The sequence below is a fragment of the Sphingobacterium sp. UBA3549 genome, assembly GCF_002376635.1.
Lineage (GTDB): Bacteria > Bacteroidota > Bacteroidia > Sphingobacteriales > Sphingobacteriaceae > Sphingobacterium.
This window is the reverse complement of the sequence record NZ_DFOE01000005.1, coordinates 56,827-74,352: the sequence shown is the minus strand read 5'-3', so window position 1 is coordinate 74,352 and position 17,526 is coordinate 56,827. Positions and strand designations below refer to the sequence as shown.

The 17,526-nt window shown below is 38.7% G+C and carries 18 protein-coding genes and 3 tRNA genes; 10 read left to right on the top strand and 11 right to left on the bottom strand.

Annotated features, from left to right (window positions below; genetic code table 11):
- Positions 1 to 31 precede the first annotated feature (31 nt).
- The 5 genes from B2W36_RS03285 to rocD all read right to left on the bottom strand — a co-directional run bounded on the left by B2W36_RS03285 (position 32) and on the right by rocD (position 7,076).
- Positions 32 to 1,864 (bottom strand): TonB-dependent receptor domain-containing protein, encoded by a 1,833-nt coding sequence (locus B2W36_RS03285; RefSeq protein ID WP_293883025.1) that lies wholly within the window; start codon positions 1,862 to 1,864, stop codon positions 32 to 34.
- A gap of 99 nt (positions 1,865 to 1,963) precedes the next feature.
- Positions 1,964 to 2,818, bottom strand: coding sequence for a carboxypeptidase-like regulatory domain-containing protein (locus B2W36_RS03280; RefSeq protein ID WP_293886454.1), 855 nt, complete (start codon positions 2,816 to 2,818; stop codon positions 1,964 to 1,966).
- A gap of 205 nt (positions 2,819 to 3,023) precedes the next feature.
- The gene (locus B2W36_RS03275) at positions 3,024 to 4,646 is read right to left on the bottom strand and encodes a tetratricopeptide repeat protein (RefSeq protein ID WP_293883019.1); all 1,623 of its coding nucleotides are present in this window, start codon (positions 4,644 to 4,646) and stop codon (positions 3,024 to 3,026) included.
- Positions 4,647 to 4,847: 201 nt separating this feature from the next.
- Positions 4,848 to 5,813, bottom strand: a complete 966-nt coding sequence (locus B2W36_RS03270) for an arginase (protein ID WP_293883017.1) — start codon at positions 5,811 to 5,813, stop codon at positions 4,848 to 4,850.
- Positions 5,814 to 5,816: 3 nt separating this feature from the next.
- Complete coding sequence (gene rocD, locus B2W36_RS03265) at positions 5,817 to 7,076, bottom strand: ornithine--oxo-acid transaminase (RefSeq protein ID WP_293883015.1); 1,260 nt, start codon at positions 7,074 to 7,076, stop codon at positions 5,817 to 5,819.
- Between the two features lie 120 nt (positions 7,077 to 7,196).
- Here rocD and B2W36_RS03260 point away from each other — a divergent pair, with 120 nt between their 5' ends.
- Entirely contained in the window at positions 7,197 to 7,649 is a 453-nt protein-coding gene (locus tag B2W36_RS03260) for an Lrp/AsnC family transcriptional regulator (protein WP_293883013.1), read from the top strand.
- A gap of 51 nt (positions 7,650 to 7,700) precedes the next feature.
- Here B2W36_RS03260 and B2W36_RS03255 read toward each other — a convergent pair whose 3' ends face one another.
- Complete coding sequence (locus tag B2W36_RS03255) at positions 7,701 to 7,886, bottom strand: hypothetical protein (RefSeq protein ID WP_209579247.1); 186 nt, start codon at positions 7,884 to 7,886, stop codon at positions 7,701 to 7,703.
- 192 nt (positions 7,887 to 8,078) lie between these two features.
- On the opposite strand from B2W36_RS03255, the gene B2W36_RS03250 reads away from it, so the two are divergent.
- Both B2W36_RS03250 and B2W36_RS03245 read left to right on the top strand, forming a co-directional pair.
- A complete protein-coding gene (locus B2W36_RS03250) occupies positions 8,079 to 8,321 on the top strand; it encodes a hypothetical protein (protein ID WP_293884611.1) in 243 nt (80 codons plus the stop codon).
- Between the two features lie 78 nt (positions 8,322 to 8,399).
- Positions 8,400 to 9,056, top strand: a complete 657-nt coding sequence (locus tag B2W36_RS03245; protein WP_293884610.1) for an NAD(P)H-binding protein — start codon at positions 8,400 to 8,402, stop codon at positions 9,054 to 9,056.
- Between the two features lie 96 nt (positions 9,057 to 9,152).
- Here the strand turns inward: B2W36_RS03245 and B2W36_RS03240 are convergent.
- The 3 genes from B2W36_RS03240 to B2W36_RS03230 form a co-directional block, all read right to left on the bottom strand.
- Positions 9,153 to 9,225: transfer RNA gene (locus B2W36_RS03240), tRNA-Thr, on the bottom strand.
- Positions 9,226 to 9,258: 33 nt separating this feature from the next.
- Positions 9,259 to 9,331, bottom strand: a tRNA-Thr gene (locus B2W36_RS03235).
- A gap of 37 nt (positions 9,332 to 9,368) precedes the next feature.
- Positions 9,369 to 9,441, bottom strand: a tRNA-Thr gene (locus tag B2W36_RS03230).
- Positions 9,442 to 9,712: 271 nt separating this feature from the next.
- Between B2W36_RS03230 and clpB the strand changes: the two genes are divergently transcribed.
- Positions 9,713 to 12,310: an ATP-dependent chaperone ClpB gene (gene clpB / locus B2W36_RS03225; RefSeq protein WP_293886453.1), complete on the top strand. Its 2,598-nt coding sequence runs from the start codon at positions 9,713 to 9,715 to the stop codon at positions 12,308 to 12,310.
- Positions 12,311 to 12,363: 53 nt separating this feature from the next.
- Here clpB and B2W36_RS03220 read toward each other — a convergent pair whose 3' ends face one another.
- Positions 12,364 to 12,858, bottom strand: coding sequence for a peroxiredoxin family protein (locus B2W36_RS03220; protein ID WP_293884608.1), 495 nt, complete (start codon positions 12,856 to 12,858; stop codon positions 12,364 to 12,366).
- Between the two features lie 158 nt (positions 12,859 to 13,016).
- On the opposite strand from B2W36_RS03220, the gene purN reads away from it, so the two are divergent.
- Both purN and B2W36_RS03210 read left to right on the top strand, forming a co-directional pair.
- Positions 13,017 to 13,589: a phosphoribosylglycinamide formyltransferase gene (gene purN / locus B2W36_RS03215; RefSeq protein ID WP_293886452.1), complete on the top strand. Its 573-nt coding sequence runs from the start codon at positions 13,017 to 13,019 to the stop codon at positions 13,587 to 13,589.
- 50 nt (positions 13,590 to 13,639) lie between these two features.
- Positions 13,640 to 13,822 (top strand): hypothetical protein, encoded by a 183-nt coding sequence (locus B2W36_RS03210; protein WP_293886451.1) that lies wholly within the window; start codon positions 13,640 to 13,642, stop codon positions 13,820 to 13,822.
- A gap of 12 nt (positions 13,823 to 13,834) precedes the next feature.
- Here B2W36_RS03210 and B2W36_RS03205 read toward each other — a convergent pair whose 3' ends face one another.
- Positions 13,835 to 15,067: an MFS transporter gene (locus B2W36_RS03205; protein ID WP_293884607.1), complete on the bottom strand. Its 1,233-nt coding sequence runs from the start codon at positions 15,065 to 15,067 to the stop codon at positions 13,835 to 13,837.
- A gap of 92 nt (positions 15,068 to 15,159) precedes the next feature.
- Here B2W36_RS03205 and B2W36_RS03200 point away from each other — a divergent pair, with 92 nt between their 5' ends.
- From B2W36_RS03200 to B2W36_RS03185, 4 genes are all read left to right on the top strand, one after another.
- Positions 15,160 to 15,657 (top strand): DUF4442 domain-containing protein, encoded by a 498-nt coding sequence (locus B2W36_RS03200; protein ID WP_293886450.1) that lies wholly within the window; start codon positions 15,160 to 15,162, stop codon positions 15,655 to 15,657.
- A 39-nt stretch (positions 15,658 to 15,696) separates the two neighbouring features.
- On the top strand, positions 15,697 to 16,119 hold the full coding sequence (locus B2W36_RS03195) for a transposase (RefSeq protein WP_293884605.1): 423 nt from the start codon (positions 15,697 to 15,699) through the stop codon (positions 16,117 to 16,119).
- A gap of 95 nt (positions 16,120 to 16,214) precedes the next feature.
- Positions 16,215 to 16,862: an SCO family protein gene (locus B2W36_RS03190; protein WP_293886449.1), complete on the top strand. Its 648-nt coding sequence runs from the start codon at positions 16,215 to 16,217 to the stop codon at positions 16,860 to 16,862.
- Between the two features lies 1 nt (position 16,863).
- Positions 16,864 to 17,283, top strand: coding sequence for a c-type cytochrome (locus B2W36_RS03185; protein ID WP_293884603.1), 420 nt, complete (start codon positions 16,864 to 16,866; stop codon positions 17,281 to 17,283).
- Positions 17,284 to 17,526 lie beyond the last annotated feature (243 nt).

The following is a 17,526-nucleotide window of genomic DNA, read 5'->3' as shown; positions in this document are numbered from 1 at the left end:
ATTAAAACATGCCCTGTTTTACGCGGGTCTATTATTTATTAAACGAATACCGTAAACCAAGGATATAGTTCTGTCCATACAAATCCTTTCTAATCAATGTATTTCCGCCTTCAATAAGCTTTTCAGCGATCTTCTCATTTTCAGGATTTGTTCCTTTCACATACAATTCCATCGGTGTATTCAAGATGTTGTTGGCTTTGGCGAAAACAGCCCAACCAGCTTTAAATTTCTTTTCAATAGAAGCATCTACCTGAACAAATCCTTTTTGCCACAAATCATCGTTCAAAAATTGCGACACTGTATTGATGCGTGAACCCGTATAAGATCCAGCTAACTGTCCTTCCCAGCCATTATTAGCATCTTTGTAAAGTAGCGATAGATTAGCCACATGTGCAGCTTGCCCATATAACGGTCTCGTTTGATCCACGATAATCGCTTCAGGGTCTTGTGTTGTCTCATTGATTCGACGCGACATCTTTGCCGTCGTTATACGTGAATGTGTATAGGTGTAATTGGCCTTGACACCAAATTTCTTTATATACTTGATATAATCAACCTCAATACCATAGTTGTTGGCCTGACCGAAATTTCCAGGTGTGTAGTATACATCTTGCTTACGAATCTCATCCGGTTGAAAGGTATATTCAATTGGGTTTTTGATTTGCTTGTAAAACATACCTACAAGAAACTGAGAAGAAGCTTCTGGAAATACTTCATACCTTAAATCAAAGTTATCCGCCAAGGCATGTTTTAAATCAGGATTTCCTTTTTCTAGAAACTCTTCATTAACCACACTTGACGGAACAATCTCGTAAAATCCTGGACGGTTTAACGCACGGTAATATGCGGCATGAAGCTGCTGTTTTCCGTTCAAATGATATTTCATGGTCAAACTTGGCAGCCATTCAGTATAAATTTGTGATCCCGTAGGCCTTTTTTCTCCAGCCGGAAACAATAATTTATAATGCTGATTGGTATGTTCGAGTCTAACTCCACCGATCATTTGCCATTTGTCATTCTCATAATTAAACATACCATACGCTGCTGTAGTCTTCTCTCCAGCATCATACGTTAACGGATTTGCGACAGCTCCCGTAGGATCGGTAACGGTCAGATTGAGCTCAGTATACCGCTGAAAATCCACGCCATAGCTATACTTTGCTTCCTCCGCCGAAGCGGGTGATAAGTTGTAGTTGTTGTAGAAGCTACTACGCTGTTTATCCCGATACAAACCACCGGTGGACAATTCCAACTTACTATTTTCCATTGGGACCTTATAGGCCACATCCCAATAGCCTGCTCGATCATTATCCGTATTCCGTTCCCAACGGTAGGTTACAGGAGACTTGTTGACAAGAGAAGTACGTTTACGTTGAAAATTTTCTTCTACTCCATCCAAACTGATCATCGTATTTTGTGGCAATTGGTTGCGGGCAGAAGAAAGAACCCCTGACCACCGGACATTTAGCAGATTATCTAAAAATCGATGATCCCCCTGTAAGGTACCACTGTAGATCTCTTGCTGTGTTTTTCGGCTTCTCGTCACATAAGTCAGCTCGGCTTTACCAATACTGGGATCGTACTGGCCATTGTATATCGTATTAACCGCATCACGCAATTGTAAGTTATTTAAACTCACATACATTTGATAAAAGCTAATACGATGACTTGGATTAAATCGATAATCGATCTTATTATGCAAACCTAAGCGTTGTTGCTGTTCGTCATATTGACGATCACTCTGCTCAGTAATCACCGCGTTGGGATTTACGCCAACAACAGAAGATTTATAGAAAATAGAACGGCTACCTCGATGTAAGTTTTGATAACTTGCCCCTAAAATAACGCCCAATTTATCCGCCAAATACCGATTACCTATTGTCAGATTGCCGACAAGATCTGGTAGCGGCTTACTATAGGTATACGCTAACGCTCCCCTATTAAAGTCAGCAGCAGTTGCATTTTAACCCTTGCCATTCAGTTCGTAAGGAGATTTTGCCGAGGTTCCATTTGTCGAAAAACTTCCAAAATCACGATTAAAATAACGCTGGCTGTAGCCTGTTGCCAAATTTGCTTGAAGGAATAATTTAGTCGGTGCCGATTTCATAACCATATTGACAACCCCACCTATTGCATCGGCTTCCATATTTGGTGTTAGCGATTTGTATACTTCTAAACGTTCCAGCATATCAGATGGAAATAAATCCAAGGGCACATAACGATATTTATTATCTGGACTCGGAACCTTTACACCATTCACTAAAGTGGTGTTGTACCGTTTATCCATCCCCCTGAGGATAGCATATTGCCCCTCTCCATTCGAATTTCTTTCTATTGATACACCCGAAACGCGCTGTACAACATTTGCAACGGTAATATCCGGGGAGATTTCTATTGCACGTGCAGAAACAACATTCATAATTTGTGAAGCATTCTTTTCTAAACGCCTAGCGCTCGGATCATCATCTCCCCCATTCCGACGTCCCTTTATAGTTACTTCCATTAATGTCTGTTCTGTAGACGTCAGCTGAAAAATAATCTGGGGCGTATTTTCTTTTTGAATCTCGATTTCTTTAGTTAATACAGCATAGGCAATATGCTTGATATGAACCCTATCCACACCTGCTGATAATCCCTTGAATTCAAATGAACCATCCAATTGTGTTTTTGTCGATAGCCCACGCTGTTCCAGGAACACTGTAGCTCCAGCAATCGCTTCACCGGTCTGACCATCCAATACCTTACCTTTGATTTTGGTCGCATAGGCAGCGCTAACCGAAATAGTGGAGGCAAGTAATACTGTTAAAAAGTTTTTCATTTTGCTTAGATTATTATGAATCTTTGATTGTTGTCGCAAAGATGACAGCCAATTTTGATCTCACAAAATCCCGAGCGTTACGACAGGGAAACAAGGTAAAAAAGCACGATACATGGAAGAAACAAATGAAATTAAACTTCTAATAAACAACAGTTTAACAAAGAACAAACCACCATTAACTTTCCATTACCCTTGTGTTAAAAAATTATGAAACACTCAAGAGATAGCTCGCCAGGTCCTCTCCTTGTTCCAACCTTAATTTCTTTCTTAAGCGGTGTCGAGCAACACGAAGGCTATCTTGCGATATGCCCAATAAAACGGCGATATCGATATTATTCAAATTGATTTTAAGCAATGCTACTAACCGCATATCCGCGGCGGTCAAATCTGGGCATTGTCGAATAAGCTTTTCAAAAAAGCTATGATGTACCTTTTCGAAAGTTCCCATAAATTCTTTCCAGTGAATTCCCTGAGTAATATTTTCGTTGATTTGCAAGACTAGCTTCTGCATCTGTCTCTTTTGATCCCGGCGTTCGTCCTTCACCATTTCTTTCAATTCATCCCGAAGTTCTTCCAAGAATTGATTGTTGCGAATCAGATTTAGCGTATGGGATGTCAATTCTTTTTGCTTTAGTGATAGCTCTTGTTTGAGTTGCTTATCTTCAAGCAGTTGATTTTTAAGTGCTATTTCTGTTAACTCACGTTCGGCTTCCTGCTTTCGGGATTCGGCAATCTGATTTTTAATCTTAATTTTCTGACGACTATATAAGACATAGGACAATACGATTAACAAAATTAAAACCACGATCGTTCCCCACAGCATGATCAAATTAATTCTTTTTGTCACCTGCAGTCTTTCGATCTCTTCAGCCTTTTGATTCATATCGTATAGCGCCTGAAAAAAAGCAGTATGTCGAGCGCCATCTACACTATACAGTTCAAGAACGAGCTTTCGGCTTTTTTCAGCATAAAAATATGCGCTATCCATTTGGCCACGCAATGCGTAGGTTCTACTCAAATCTTTTGTCGTGGCAGCCATCTGATATACATCTCCCAAGTTTGCCGCCATCTGATAAGCCACTTGCGTCAATTTGATACTTTCCGGATAGTTGTTAGTCTTTCTAAAAATGTCACCCATGTTATTTAAGACCACAATTCTACCATAATTGTCTTTTGTCTCGGTGTATAACTTACTTGCTTTTTCAAAATGAAAAAAAGCACTATCATACCTAGCAAGGTCTTCATAAATACTACCTAAATTTTCATGAATCTTCGCTTCTCCATTTCTATTTCCCACACTACTATAGATGGATAACGCACGTTTTTGATAAATAAAAGCAGCGTCGTAATTCCCTTCTTTTTCAAATAAATGACCGATATTTCCTAGTGTTCCCGCCTCTCCAATTTTATCCCCTTCTGCCCGGAAAGAATCTAGCGCCTTGTTAAAATAAAGTTTCGCTACAGCATGTTGTTTGTTGAAAATATTGAGCACACCAATATCACTCCAATTTGAAGCAAGATGATGCTTTGAATCCAATTGCCTATAAATTTGATCCGCTTGAAAATAGTAATCCTGTGCTTGCCCATAATGTCCTTGATTGACGCATAACCACCCAATTGCCTGCAAACAATTTGCTTGTAATAATAGGTCTTTATCGGTCACAGCTTTTGCATAACGTTTTTTCACTAGTGCAATCGCAGAATCAGGATGATTTTGACTCAGAGCCCGAATATCGTTAAAGGATTCAACCTGAGCAGTACCTGGGTGCCACAAAAAAAGCTGTATAAAAAAAAGTAGAAACAAAATAATTTTATCAGAAATCCTCATATTTAACGTAAATAATCGATTTGCAAATGTACATGAAACATGTTAACACAATATTAAATCACATCAAGCAAAACGAGTTTTAACATAAGGAAGACTGACTTATTTTATCCAACAAGCAAAATGATAAGCAATTAAAAAAGCCCTTTTATTGCTCTATATTAGCAATAAAAGGGCTTTGAAAATAGACAATGCCAAAACCAGTTAATTACCCGATTTCAATTCAATTAGCGGGGTGATCCGTTCTAATATATCAAATGCCACCTCTGCCATTTTATTACCTTTATTGTCCAATAACGGATTAACTTCAACAATTTCAAAACAAACCACTTTACCGGATCGAATAATTTCTTCTAAAATCATTACAATTTCTTGTGGCAAAAAACCCTTCGGAACCGGTGTTCCTGTACCGTCCGATATCAGTTCACTATCCATACTATCCACATCAAAAGAAACATAGATCATATCACAGTCTCCAAGGCAGGTCAATGATTCCGCGACACAATCTTTTATGCCCCTTTGCCTGATATCTTCAACACGGTAATTCTTAATCCCAAGACGGTCAATTAATATATCCTCTGGCTCTTCAGTATCTCTTACGCCAAAATAAATCAAATGACTGGATGCTATTTTACCTGACGGACCGGCTATTCGCTTTAGTTTATTCCAGAATTCTTCTGTCGATTGGTCGATTTGATTGATCTTACATTGCATATTATCCTCGTCTAACATAGCCGCTAGAGGCATTCCATGCATATTTCCAGACGGTGTTGTATACGGAGAATGAATATCAGCATGCGCATCTACCCAGATCACTCCTAGTTTCCTGTCCGGATAAGCAGATTTTATACCACTGACAGTTCCCATTGCCGAGGAGTGGTCACCAGAAAAAACCAATGGAAAATTGCCCGAAGAAAGACTATCCTCGACGGTAGAAGCTACCTGCTTGCATTGCTCATAAATTTGCTGAATATGCTTACCAAAAGGATGATGATCGTTTTGGTAAATAGAACTATTTCGAGTCGGTACATCAACAAACGGGTAATTAATGAAATATTGACTTCCCTTATTAATTGCCGCAATTTCAATTGCGTCTATCCCCAAATCTGAGCCCCTAGTTCCAGCTCCGATATCCGACCTATTTTTGATCAATTCAATCATTCTCTCCATACACTATTTAAAATTAATCAACGATCGCTCAATGATCTCTAAACAAGTTTCGACCTGTTCTTTTGTAATCACCAATGGTGGAGCTAACCTAATTTTGTTCCCATGTGTCGGCTTCGCTAATAGTCCATTTTCTTTAAATTTGAGACAAATGTTCCAAGCCAAATCACTTGTTTCATCCGCATCAATGACAATAGCAGTTAGAAGTCCCTTTCCGCGCACTTCTTTAATTAACTCACAATTCGCAGCAATTCTGCGTAGCCCATCCAAAAATAAGTTACCCATTTGAAGCGCCCGTTGGGTTAAATTTTCATCCAATACAACTTGTAGCGCTTCCTTCGCCACTGCACAGGCAAGGGGATTTCCCCCATAGGTAGATCCATGCTCCCCTGGCTTAATGCACAGCATAATTGAATCGTCGGCCAATACAGCCGAAACAGGCAATACCCCGCCCGATAAAGCTTTACCTAAAATCAAAACATCCGGTTTACTGTCGCTATGCTCATCTTCAATGTTATAGGACGCCAACATACTTCCAGTACGAGCAATGCCCGTCTGAATTTCGTCTGCAATAAATAAAATATTATATGCCGTACATAATTGTCTGACACGCTTCAAATACTGTTCGTCAGGAACAACAATACCAGCTTCCCCTTGAATAGGCTCAACAATAAAACCAGCAATATCGCTGTCTGTTTTGAATAGCTGTTCCAAAGCATCAACATCATTATAGGGAACAAGCACTATCCCGTCTAAAAAGGGACCAAACTCATGGGTTGCTGCACGATCATCGGAAGCCGATATCACAGAGATGGTCCTACCATGGAAATTGTCTTTGGCAAAGACAATTTTCGCTTGATTAGGTACTACACCCTTTACTTGGTACGCCCATTTACGACAAAGCTTCATCGCTGTTTCTACCGCTTCTACTCCCGAATTCATCACTAGCGCCTTATCAAATCCAAATAGCAGACAAAGCATTTCCTCAAAATCACCCAATTTATTATTATAGAATGCTCTCGAAGTAAGTGTCAATTTCTCAGCCTGCTCTTTTAAGGCTTGAATTATTCTTGGATGACAGTGTCCCTGATTGACTGCAGAATATGCGGAAAGGAAATCAAAATAGGCCTTTCCATCAACATCCCATACCATTACGCCTTCAGCGCGTTCCAATACAACTGGAAGAGGGTGATAATTGTGCGCTCCGTATTTTTCTTCTTTGGCAATGAATAACTCGCCCTTACCGTGTTTAACAACTGTACTCATAATTCAGACTTTTTAAATAAAAACAAATATACAAATTCACTAATTTATTATTAAAAAAAATAAATTTTACACTAAATTAGCACTATAATATTAAAATTACCTTTTTAATCGTATATAAAAATGAATAGTATCGATGAATTCGACCGGCAGATTTTGAAATATTTAGAACAAGATGGACGAATGGCCTACTCTGCAATAGCAACTGCTATGGGAGTTTCCAATACCATGATCCATCAAAGAATCATGCGTTTGACAGAGCAAGGAATATTGACAGGAATAAAGCCGCTATTGAATGAAAAAAAGCTAGGTTATGATTGGGGAGCTTTTACTGGGCTAAGTTTAGAAAAAGATCATGACTCAAACCGAATAATTGAAGAACTTAAGAAAATACCAGAAGTTACAGAATGCTATTATATCACAGGTAACTACACGCTGTATGTGAAAATTATTGCTAAAAACCACGAACATATGCGACAATTGCTGTATGAAAAAATCGATAGCATTCCGGGAATTGCAAAAACGGATTCGATCATTGAATTAGGCTGTGCTTTCAAACGTAACATGATATTCTAATTACGAAGAGATAGCTACGGGATCCTGAATATGTGTTTCAGGGTCTCCGCGTTATCTACCAATATTCGCCAATTCTTCTTCTGTCCAGTAGATCAATTCTCGCAAAACATATACATTTTCATAACTTCCCAACCCATCAATATACTCCCACAAATCACCTTCAACCTTTACTGGCCTTCCATGATGAATGAGGTCATATCCATTATCCAACCAATTTTGTATCTGCTCTTTATCCATCTTTATAAAAACTTATTGTTAGTTATCTTAAAATGTCTCTATCAAATATAATGTATTTTACTATGCCTACCAAGGAAACTAAAATTTCAGTTAACTTTTTATATACTTGCTTTCGTAACTCAAGAAGTTGTCGCTTAATTGACGAATTTCAAAAATAAAAAGTATCTTCGTATAACATCATATATAATAATTATGGCAGATTTTTTTTATGTTGGACGCGAAGGTGAAGATGAATTACTCGAACTGGTAGCTGTGTCGACTATCCAATCCCTTCTATATTTCCAGGATGCAGATCAAGAGGATTTTACAACGATAAAGACCGCTATTGATCAAAATTTTATTGTCGAGGAGGATCTGATTACAGTTGCAGATACACTCCGATTGGATCAATCTATTGTTCGTTTTACTCCTGGAAAACCAAATTATAAAGATTGATACTGTGTCGTCAGAGCAAATCACGCTGAGCAGACAATTCATTCAACTTAATTATCAACGAAATAAGTAAAAGAAACAATGAAGGTAGTTTTAATTGGGGGTTCAGGTGCTACAGGAAGGGCCCTTGTTCAATTGATGCTGAAATGTGACAAAATTACAGAAATTATTGTTTTATTACGGCGTATCTCTTTCGAGGAGCATACTAAATTGGCACAGGTCATCGTCGATTTTGATCATTTAACTGACTTTGAACAACATATTCAGGGCGATATTGCTATTTCCTGCCTTGGCACTACGTTAAAGGATGCAGGAAGTAAAGAGGCACAATGGAAAATCGATCACGATATTAATTTGCAATTTGCAGCATTGGCAAAGAAAAATGGTCTTCCTACCTTTATGCTGTTGTCAGCTGTCCATGCTGATCCCGACTCGAAAATTTTCTACAACCGCATGAAAGGGAGCCTTGAGCAGGATGTGAAAGCGCTTGATTTCAATAGACTCATCATAGTACAGCCCGGCGCACTCATCCGGCCGAATACCGATCGCCTTGGTGAAAAAGCTGCGATAACTGCGCTTCGCATCTTCAATAAGATAGGATTGTTAAAAGCATACCAAGCACTGTCTGTAGCCCAGGTCGCAAACGCCATGTTACAGGCGATCAATCACTATATGGAAGGCAATCATACACTAACCGTGGAAGAAATTAAAAAATTATCGGCAGAAACCATTGCATAGTTAGAAGACACGTGATCTCTGCGAACTGAAAAAGCTGGATAAATTACAAAAGGGACTAAACAAAACAATCCCCAAGAAAATCTTGGGGATTGTCTGAGCCTCTTATCGGGATCGAACCAATGACCTACTGATTACAAGTCAGTTGCTCTACCAGCTGAGCTAAAGAGGCTTTCAATTGAATTTTAATGAGTGTCGCTCAATGAGCCTCTTATCGGAATCGAACCAATGACCTACTGATTACAAGTCAGTTGCTCTACCAGCTGAGCTAAAGAGGCTTTTTAAAGAAGTTTAAATGCTTGTGGCATAAAAAAGAGCCTCTTATCGGGATCGAACCAATGACCTACTGATTACAAGTCAGTTGCTCTACCAGCTGAGCTAAAGAGGCGTTACTTCTTTTCAATCTTAATCACGGCTCACCGTTTTTAAGATGTTGCAAATATCGAAACCTTACAGCAAAATTGCAAGTCAAAAACAAGAATTTTCTACAGCAATAAGGCAAATATTTAAAAATCAAGCGCATTATTTTCAAGGACTGCAAATTTGTCATGATTCAATAATTAATATTGCCATTTTTTCCGAAATCCAGCTAAAAACCCAAATGGCACTTCAATTGTTATAATCCAACATATCAACAAAACTTTAATTAAGACAATAAAATGAATTTTAACAATTATACAATTAAAGCGCAAGAGGCCATACAAAAGGCGTCCGAAATTGCTGCTGGCCATCAGCAACAGGCGATTGAGACAGCTCATATTTTAAAAGCTTTACTCTCCGTCGATGAAAATGTTGTCAGCCACTTATTGAAAAAATTAAATGTTAACATCAGCTATCTCGGAACTGAACTTGATAAACAAGTGGAGGGTTTTCCTAAGGTTAGCGGTAGTAATATTTATTTAAGTAGTGATGCAAATAATGCGCTGCAAAAAGCACAAGGTTATTTAAAGGAATTTAATGATGAATTTGTATCTGTTGAACATCTATTGCTAGGTATCTTGGCAAGTTCCAGTAAGACGTCGACATTATTAAAATCACAGGGAGTGACGGAGAAAGATCTAAAGACGGCTATCAAAGAGTTGCGTGGAAATAGTCGAGTAACCGATCAGAATGCTGAGGCGACATACAATGCTCTCGGAAAATATGCACGAAATTTAAATGAATATGCGGAGTCGGGAAAGCTGGACCCAGTTATCGGTCGTGATGAGGAAATCAGACGGGTGATGCAGATCCTCTCCCGTCGCACCAAAAACAACCCAATACTTGTCGGTGAACCTGGGGTCGGTAAAACGGCTATCGCAGAAGGTATCGCTTACAGAATTATCAAAGGCGATGCACCCGAAAATTTAAAATCTAAAACTGTTTTTTCGTTGGATATGGGTGCTTTGGTTGCCGGTGCCAAATACAAAGGAGAATTTGAAGAACGTTTAAAAGCGGTTGTAAAAGAAGTTACAGATTCCAATGGAGACATTATCCTATTTATCGATGAGATCCATACCTTGGTAGGCGCAGGAGGCGGTGAAGGTGCGATGGATGCGGCCAATATCCTTAAACCAGCATTGGCAAGAGGTGAATTACGTGCTATTGGTGCTACAACGCTAAATGAATACCAAAAATACTTTGAGAAAGATAAAGCATTGGAGCGTAGATTCCAAAAAGTTATGGTGGAAGAGCCTGACACGCAAGATGCAATTTCGATCCTCAGGGGTTTAAAAGAACGATACGAAACACACCATAAAGTACGCATCCTGGATGAATCAATTATCGCAGCGGTGGAATTATCACAGCGCTATATTGCCGATCGGTTTTTGCCGGATAAAGCAATTGACTTAATTGATGAAGCTGCATCTAAACTAAGGCTTGAAATGGACTCCGTACCGGAAGCAGTAGACGAGCTTGAACGCCGAATCATGCAGTTGGAAATTGAACGGGAAGCTTTGAAGCGTGAAAATGACGACAAAAAAGTTGCAGAGCTTTCGGAAAGTATCGCCAATCTATCTGCAGAGCGAGATACCTTAAGAGCTTCGTGGCAAGAAGAAAAAAGCCTTGTTGACAATGTCAACCAAGAGATCGAGAACATTGAGAATTATAAGCTCGAAGCTGAACAGGCAGAACGCTCTGGTGACTATGGGAAGGTGGCCGAACTTCGCTATGGACGGATCAAAGAAGCACAAGAAAAAGTGGACAGATTAAAGGCTGAACTTGCGGAAAAACAGGAAAGCAAGCGCATGCTTAAAGAAGAAGTTACCGCGGAGGATATCGCAGATGTGGTCGCCAAATGGACTGGAATACCGGTTAGTAAGATGATTCAGTCGGAGCGTGAGAAGTTACTAAATCTTGAAGAAGAACTTCATAAACGTGTTGCAGGTCAAGATGAGGCTATTGAAGCTATTTCCGATGCGATTCGCAGGTCACGCGCGGGTCTCAATGATGCAAAACGACCAATAGGATCTTTTATATTTCTTGGTACTACTGGAGTCGGAAAGACCGAGCTTGCCAAAGCGCTTGCCGAATTTCTATTTGACGATGAGCAATCAATGGTTCGTATTGATATGTCGGAATATCAAGAAAGGCATGCCGTGTCACGTTTAATCGGTGCGCCTCCGGGATATGTAGGCTATGATGAAGGCGGACAATTGACGGAGGCCGTGCGAAGAAGGCCCTACTCTGTGGTATTACTAGATGAAATTGAAAAGGCACATCCGGATGTATTTAATATCCTACTGCAGGTATTGGATGACGGGCACCTGACAGACAATAAGGGTCGTACGGTAAACTTTAAAAATACGATTATCATCATGACTTCAAATACAGGTTCGACCATTATACAAGAAAATTTCAGTCACTTGAACGATGATAATAGGGAGGAGATTATTGCTAAAACACGAACTGAGGTATTTGATCTTTTGAAACAATCGATTCGCCCCGAGTTTTTGAACCGAATTGATGAGGTGATCATGTTTACACCGTTAAGCCGCACCGAAATTGCAGACATTGTCCGTTTACAATTTGCCCATGTGCAAAGACAGCTGGCCGAACAAAATATATTTATCACAGCTTCTGATGAAGCTATGGATTGGTTAGCGCAACTCGGCTATGATCCTATTTATGGGGCAAGACCGTTAAAACGTGTCATTCAAAAAAGGATTCTAAACGAACTGTCAAAGGAGATTTTATCCGGAAAAGTAAATCGCGATTCAATCATTCGCTTGGATGTATTCGATGGTAAATTTGTCTTTATAAACAAAAATGAATAATAAAAGAGAACGTCCGATACATGTATCGGACGTTCTCTTTTATTATTTGCGATTTAAATTTTCGCACCTAACACCTTTAGCAGTTTATTTACGTCTTCTTCGCCATCTAAATGCTGTATGAGTGCCTTCGTCTTCGCATCATAAATATACAATGAAGGGTAGTTGGTAGGCTTAAACTTTTCGATAAACTGCGTACCGTTATCAAATAAGAATTTAACATTTGCGGCATTTTTCAATGCCTTTGCGTACATGTTAATGAAGCCATCGACATATTGTTTATCATTCATCGAGATAAAGTAAAATGATGTATTCTTTAATTTCGTCAAGTTCGTCGCAATACCAGCCCCCATTTTCTGACAGTGTCCACAACCAGGGTCATAGAAATTCAAAACAATAAATCCAGATTTCGGGAGTTTACCAGAATCATATTTGCCGGTCTGATAGACCTCGTCGAATGTAAACGGCGGAAGTGTTTTAGGAGCCTGCGCAAAGACTGGTTGAAACAAAAAATAAATACTGACAAAAATTAGGGAATAGAGGAATTTCATGTTAAAAAATTTTAAACCAATAGTAACCGTTCAATTAATTTCGACTAATAATACTTAAAAATATGGTTTATTCGACTATTGTTTTAGTTTTTTTACAAAAATTCCGTAAGTTTGGGCTAATTTTTAAATCGATCAAATCTAATTAATACTCATCAATCGTGAAAAAAAGAATTGCTATTTTTGCTTCAGGTTCAGGCTCCAATGCGCAAAAAATAATGGAACATTTCAAGTATTCGGACGAAGCTGAGGTCGCCTTGATTTTATCCAATAACCCAGATGCTTACGTTATTCAACGAGCTGACAATTTCGAAATACCTGCACATATTTTTGATCGTGAGGAATTTTACAACACCGACAATGTTGTCAATATTCTTAAAAACTTAAATATTGATCTGATCGTTTTGGCTGGTTTTTTATGGCTTGTACCCAATAATCTTCTGAAAGCTTTTCCGAATCAAATCATTAATATTCATCCTGCTCTGCTTCCAAAATACGGTGGTAAAGGAATGTATGGCGACCATGTTCATCGGGCTGTTCTAGCAAATAAAGAAGAAGATCACGGGATTACGATTCACTTCGCGAATGAGCATTTCGATGAAGGAGAAATCATCTATCAAGCACGGTTCAAAGTGGATCCAAATGATACCCTCGACACAATAAAATTCAAAGGGCAGCAACTGGAACATCAACACTTCCCCAAAGTCATTGAGAATCTGATCAAAAAAATGTAAAAACTACGCCATTGTTTAGAATTGTTTTAAACAAATCGTAACTTCGTGACATGAACGAAATTATTGAAACTGTGATAGAGATGGATGAGTCAGACAACAAAGGTGGTTTGTTCCAGTTTAGAAATACTGCAATGAACCCATTTTCTGATTTTTCCTGTGCTTGCTTTAAAAAGTGCTGCAAGAAATACAAAGAAGGTAAACGTTGTAAGAAATGTCCCGGCCGTAAAAAATAGTGTATCGGGCCATTATTTCTCCTGATAATCTAAATCTTTATCAAAACTTTCTTCTAACTGGGTTAGCGAATAAATTGCTATTCCCGAAAGAAGTAAAACCATTGTAATCGCTGCTGGTGCAATTCCAAATGCGTTTACCAAATATCCATAGAGCACAGTAGAGGGAATGAGTGCACCTCGGACAAAATTTGGTGCCGTTGTTGCAACAGTAGCCCGTAGATTTGTGCCAAATTGTTCCGCTGAGATCGTTACAAACGTAGCCCAATACCCCACTCCTAATCCCATGATAAATGCAAGAGTTAAGAACTTCGTAGCCGTGATACCGTCACTCAGCAAATACACAAGTGAACTTCCGATGATAACTAACTGACAAATAAAGACCACTTTTTTACGGGATTTTAAAACTTGTGCAAATACTCCGGCCAGTACGTCACCGATAGAAATACCAATATAGGTAAACATCACCCCCTGGCCGGCACTTAGTGTATCGATAGCCCCTAAAGCAGCCCCTATTTCAGGAGCTTGTGTAACCAAAACACCTACAACAAACCAAATAGGAAGACCGATGCATAGGCAATTGATATATCTTTTTAAACGGCTTCTGTCGGTAAAAAGCATCCGGATATCTCCTTTTGTGGTATCCGATTCATTTTGCTCTTTAAACAAGCCCGACTCAAAAGATCCAATACGCAAAAGTAATAACAGCAGGCCCATTCCCCCACCGACAAAGTAAGCTGTCCGCCAATCGAACTCTTCCGAAACAAAATAGGCTAATACCGCTCCTATAACACCCACAGCAGCAACCAACATAGTGCCATAACCACGTTTTGATTTATGCATGCTTTCGGAAACCAGCGTAATTCCGGCACCTAATTCCCCAGCCAAACCAATACCCGCTATAAAACGAATAATACCATAGATCAGTACATCCTGTACGAAGCCATTTGCAATATTTGCTAAGGAATACAAAAGAATCGATCCGAATAGTACTTTTAAACGCCCAAATTTATCGCCGACAATCCCCCAGATAATTCCCCCCAATAACAACCCTCCCATTTGCATGTTTAATACAAATTCACCTTGAACACGCATATCCGCTGCTGGAACACCAATATCAGTAAAGGACTGAATACGGACAATGGAGAAAATTACTAAATCATAAATATCGACGAAGTAGCCCAATGAAGCGATCATAATGAGTAACCATACTTTTCTGTCGGCTTGTTTTCCTTTTATTTCGGACATTTTAGGTTTCTTTAAGTTGTAAAAATACCATAGTGAAGCTATAAAACCAAGATTTCGCACAATAATCCGACACATTGTTCTATTTTTGTATCATGAGATATAGTCCACTTGCCTTAACATGGCTATTACGCATTTACCCCCCTTTTCTATTTCAGGGAATCTGGGTTAAAAAAATTAGCCCTGGCTTTCAGGGTGCCAAAGTAAAAATATATAAGACACCATTTAATATCAATACCAATAAAACATTATTTGGAGGGACGATATTTTCTGCAGCCGACCCGATCTTCCCTATCCTAATTGATCAATATCTACAAAAAATCGGCTTTAAGAAAACTGTAGCTTGGTTAAAATCATCACAAATTGTTTTTAAAAAACCAGGTAAAACTAGTGTAGAGTATAGTGTTGAGCTTTCCGATGAAATTCTCGAAGAATGTGCACATATCATCCGAACAAAAGGGCGGGTAGTAAAAGACTTTTCATTGGAAATTAAAGACAAATCGGGCGACCTGTGCGCTACTGTATGTTGCGAAACCTATATTCGTGACTTGAATTTTACATTCCCGTCGAGAAATCGAAATGTTGAGCCGTAAGAAATTAATATATTTGTCAAATTACCAAAAGATAATAACATGAATAAAATCGCGTTTGTAGCTATTGCATCCTTAGCAATAGCAGCATGTGGAACTCCGGGGAATGGTGCAACGACCGTAAAAGCCTTACAGGATTCAACAATTAAAATACATGATGAGATCATGCCTCAAATTGCTCATTTCGACCGCGATGCTGTCAAGATAGATTCCATTTTGGACAATTTAAAAAATATGAAAACAGCTAAGGCTGATTTAGATACTAGTTCAACGAGAAAAGAGCTTAGTATATTGAAAGCTAATTTAGAGAGTGCTACAGAACATATGATGGACTGGATGAAAGGATATAATCCTGATTCCACGGATGTTAAATATTTTGAAACTGAACTTCAAAAGGTAAGTGACATGAAAAAGATATTTGATAATGTTTCGAAAGAAAGCCGCGAAAAATTAAAGAGTTTTTAAACGAATTCATTCCATTTGACTAAGCCCGACATTTTAAAACGTTCACATTAACGTCTGAGCAAAAAAAGGGTCAGGCTTAAAAAAATAGTAGACTCATGAGATCCATAACTAAATTTTACTCCGCAGCTTGCCTTTTACTCGGTTTATTTTCCTGCAAAAACAATAACCAGACCACCTTACCCATCTATGGCGAAAGGGAAGCTATAGAAAAAACAGTTGACGGAAAAAAAATTGTAGATACACTTTATCATACTATTCCGACCTTTAATCTGCTTAATCAGGACAGTGTAATGATCTCGGATAAGGATTTTGAAGGAAAGGTATATATTGCCAATTTTTTCTTTACCCATTGTCCAAGTATCTGTCCGACGATGAATCGCAACCTGTTAAAAATATATCAACAATATAAGGATAATGAGGAAGTTCGCTTTTTATCGCACAGTATTGACTTTAAATACGATCAACCTTATGTGTTGAAAGATTACGCAACGAAATTGGGCGTAACCAATAATCACTGGCAATTTGTTTCAGGAACTAAAGCCGAGATATATGGTCTAGCCAATCAATACCTAGTCTATACGGCCGAAGATAAGAACGCACCTGGAGGTTATGATCATCAGGGATATCTGGTTTTAATAGATAAAGACAAAAAAATTCGAGGAGCCTATGACGGCACCAACGATGAGCAAGTGAAAAAACTAATGAATGACTTACCGCTACTATTGAGCGAGGGTAAAAAGTGACATGCGTATCTTCTTAACAACCGTAGGAACAATTGGCGTTATCTTATCAATATTGATAGGCTGTCAGCATGAAGTTGATATCAAAACTGCACAATATGCGGTCAATGGTCAAAAAGTATATCGGACACATTGCCAAAATTGTCACGGGGATAAGGGTGAAGGATTGGGCAATCTCTATCCTCCATTAACTGACACTACATTTCTTCAAAAAAATAGCGATCAACTGGCCTGTATCATCAAGTACGGAATATCAGGGGAACTCGAAGTTGCAGGTAAGAAGTTTAACAATACGATGCCCGCCTCAAATCTTTCTTCAATAGATATTGCTTATGTGTTGACCTACATTAATACTAAAATCAACAAAGGGAAACAGATTTATTCCCTAGAAAAGGTCGAAAAGAACTTAAAAAAATGCAATTAGAAGAAGCGGCTGTTAGATGAAACACGCCGCTTCTTCTCTTTTCTACGGCATCCCCAATCCAGCTAGTGCCTATAACACTAGGCTTATATTAACCATTAATTTGCTGTTGTTGGACACAGACCATCAAGCTACCCTAAAAAAATAAAAAACAATTTTATTTGTTTTCTCTTATTGTATTATTGATCCAATATTTCAAAATTTTTGATTTATTGATTTATAACAATATTCTGACATTTTGGAATC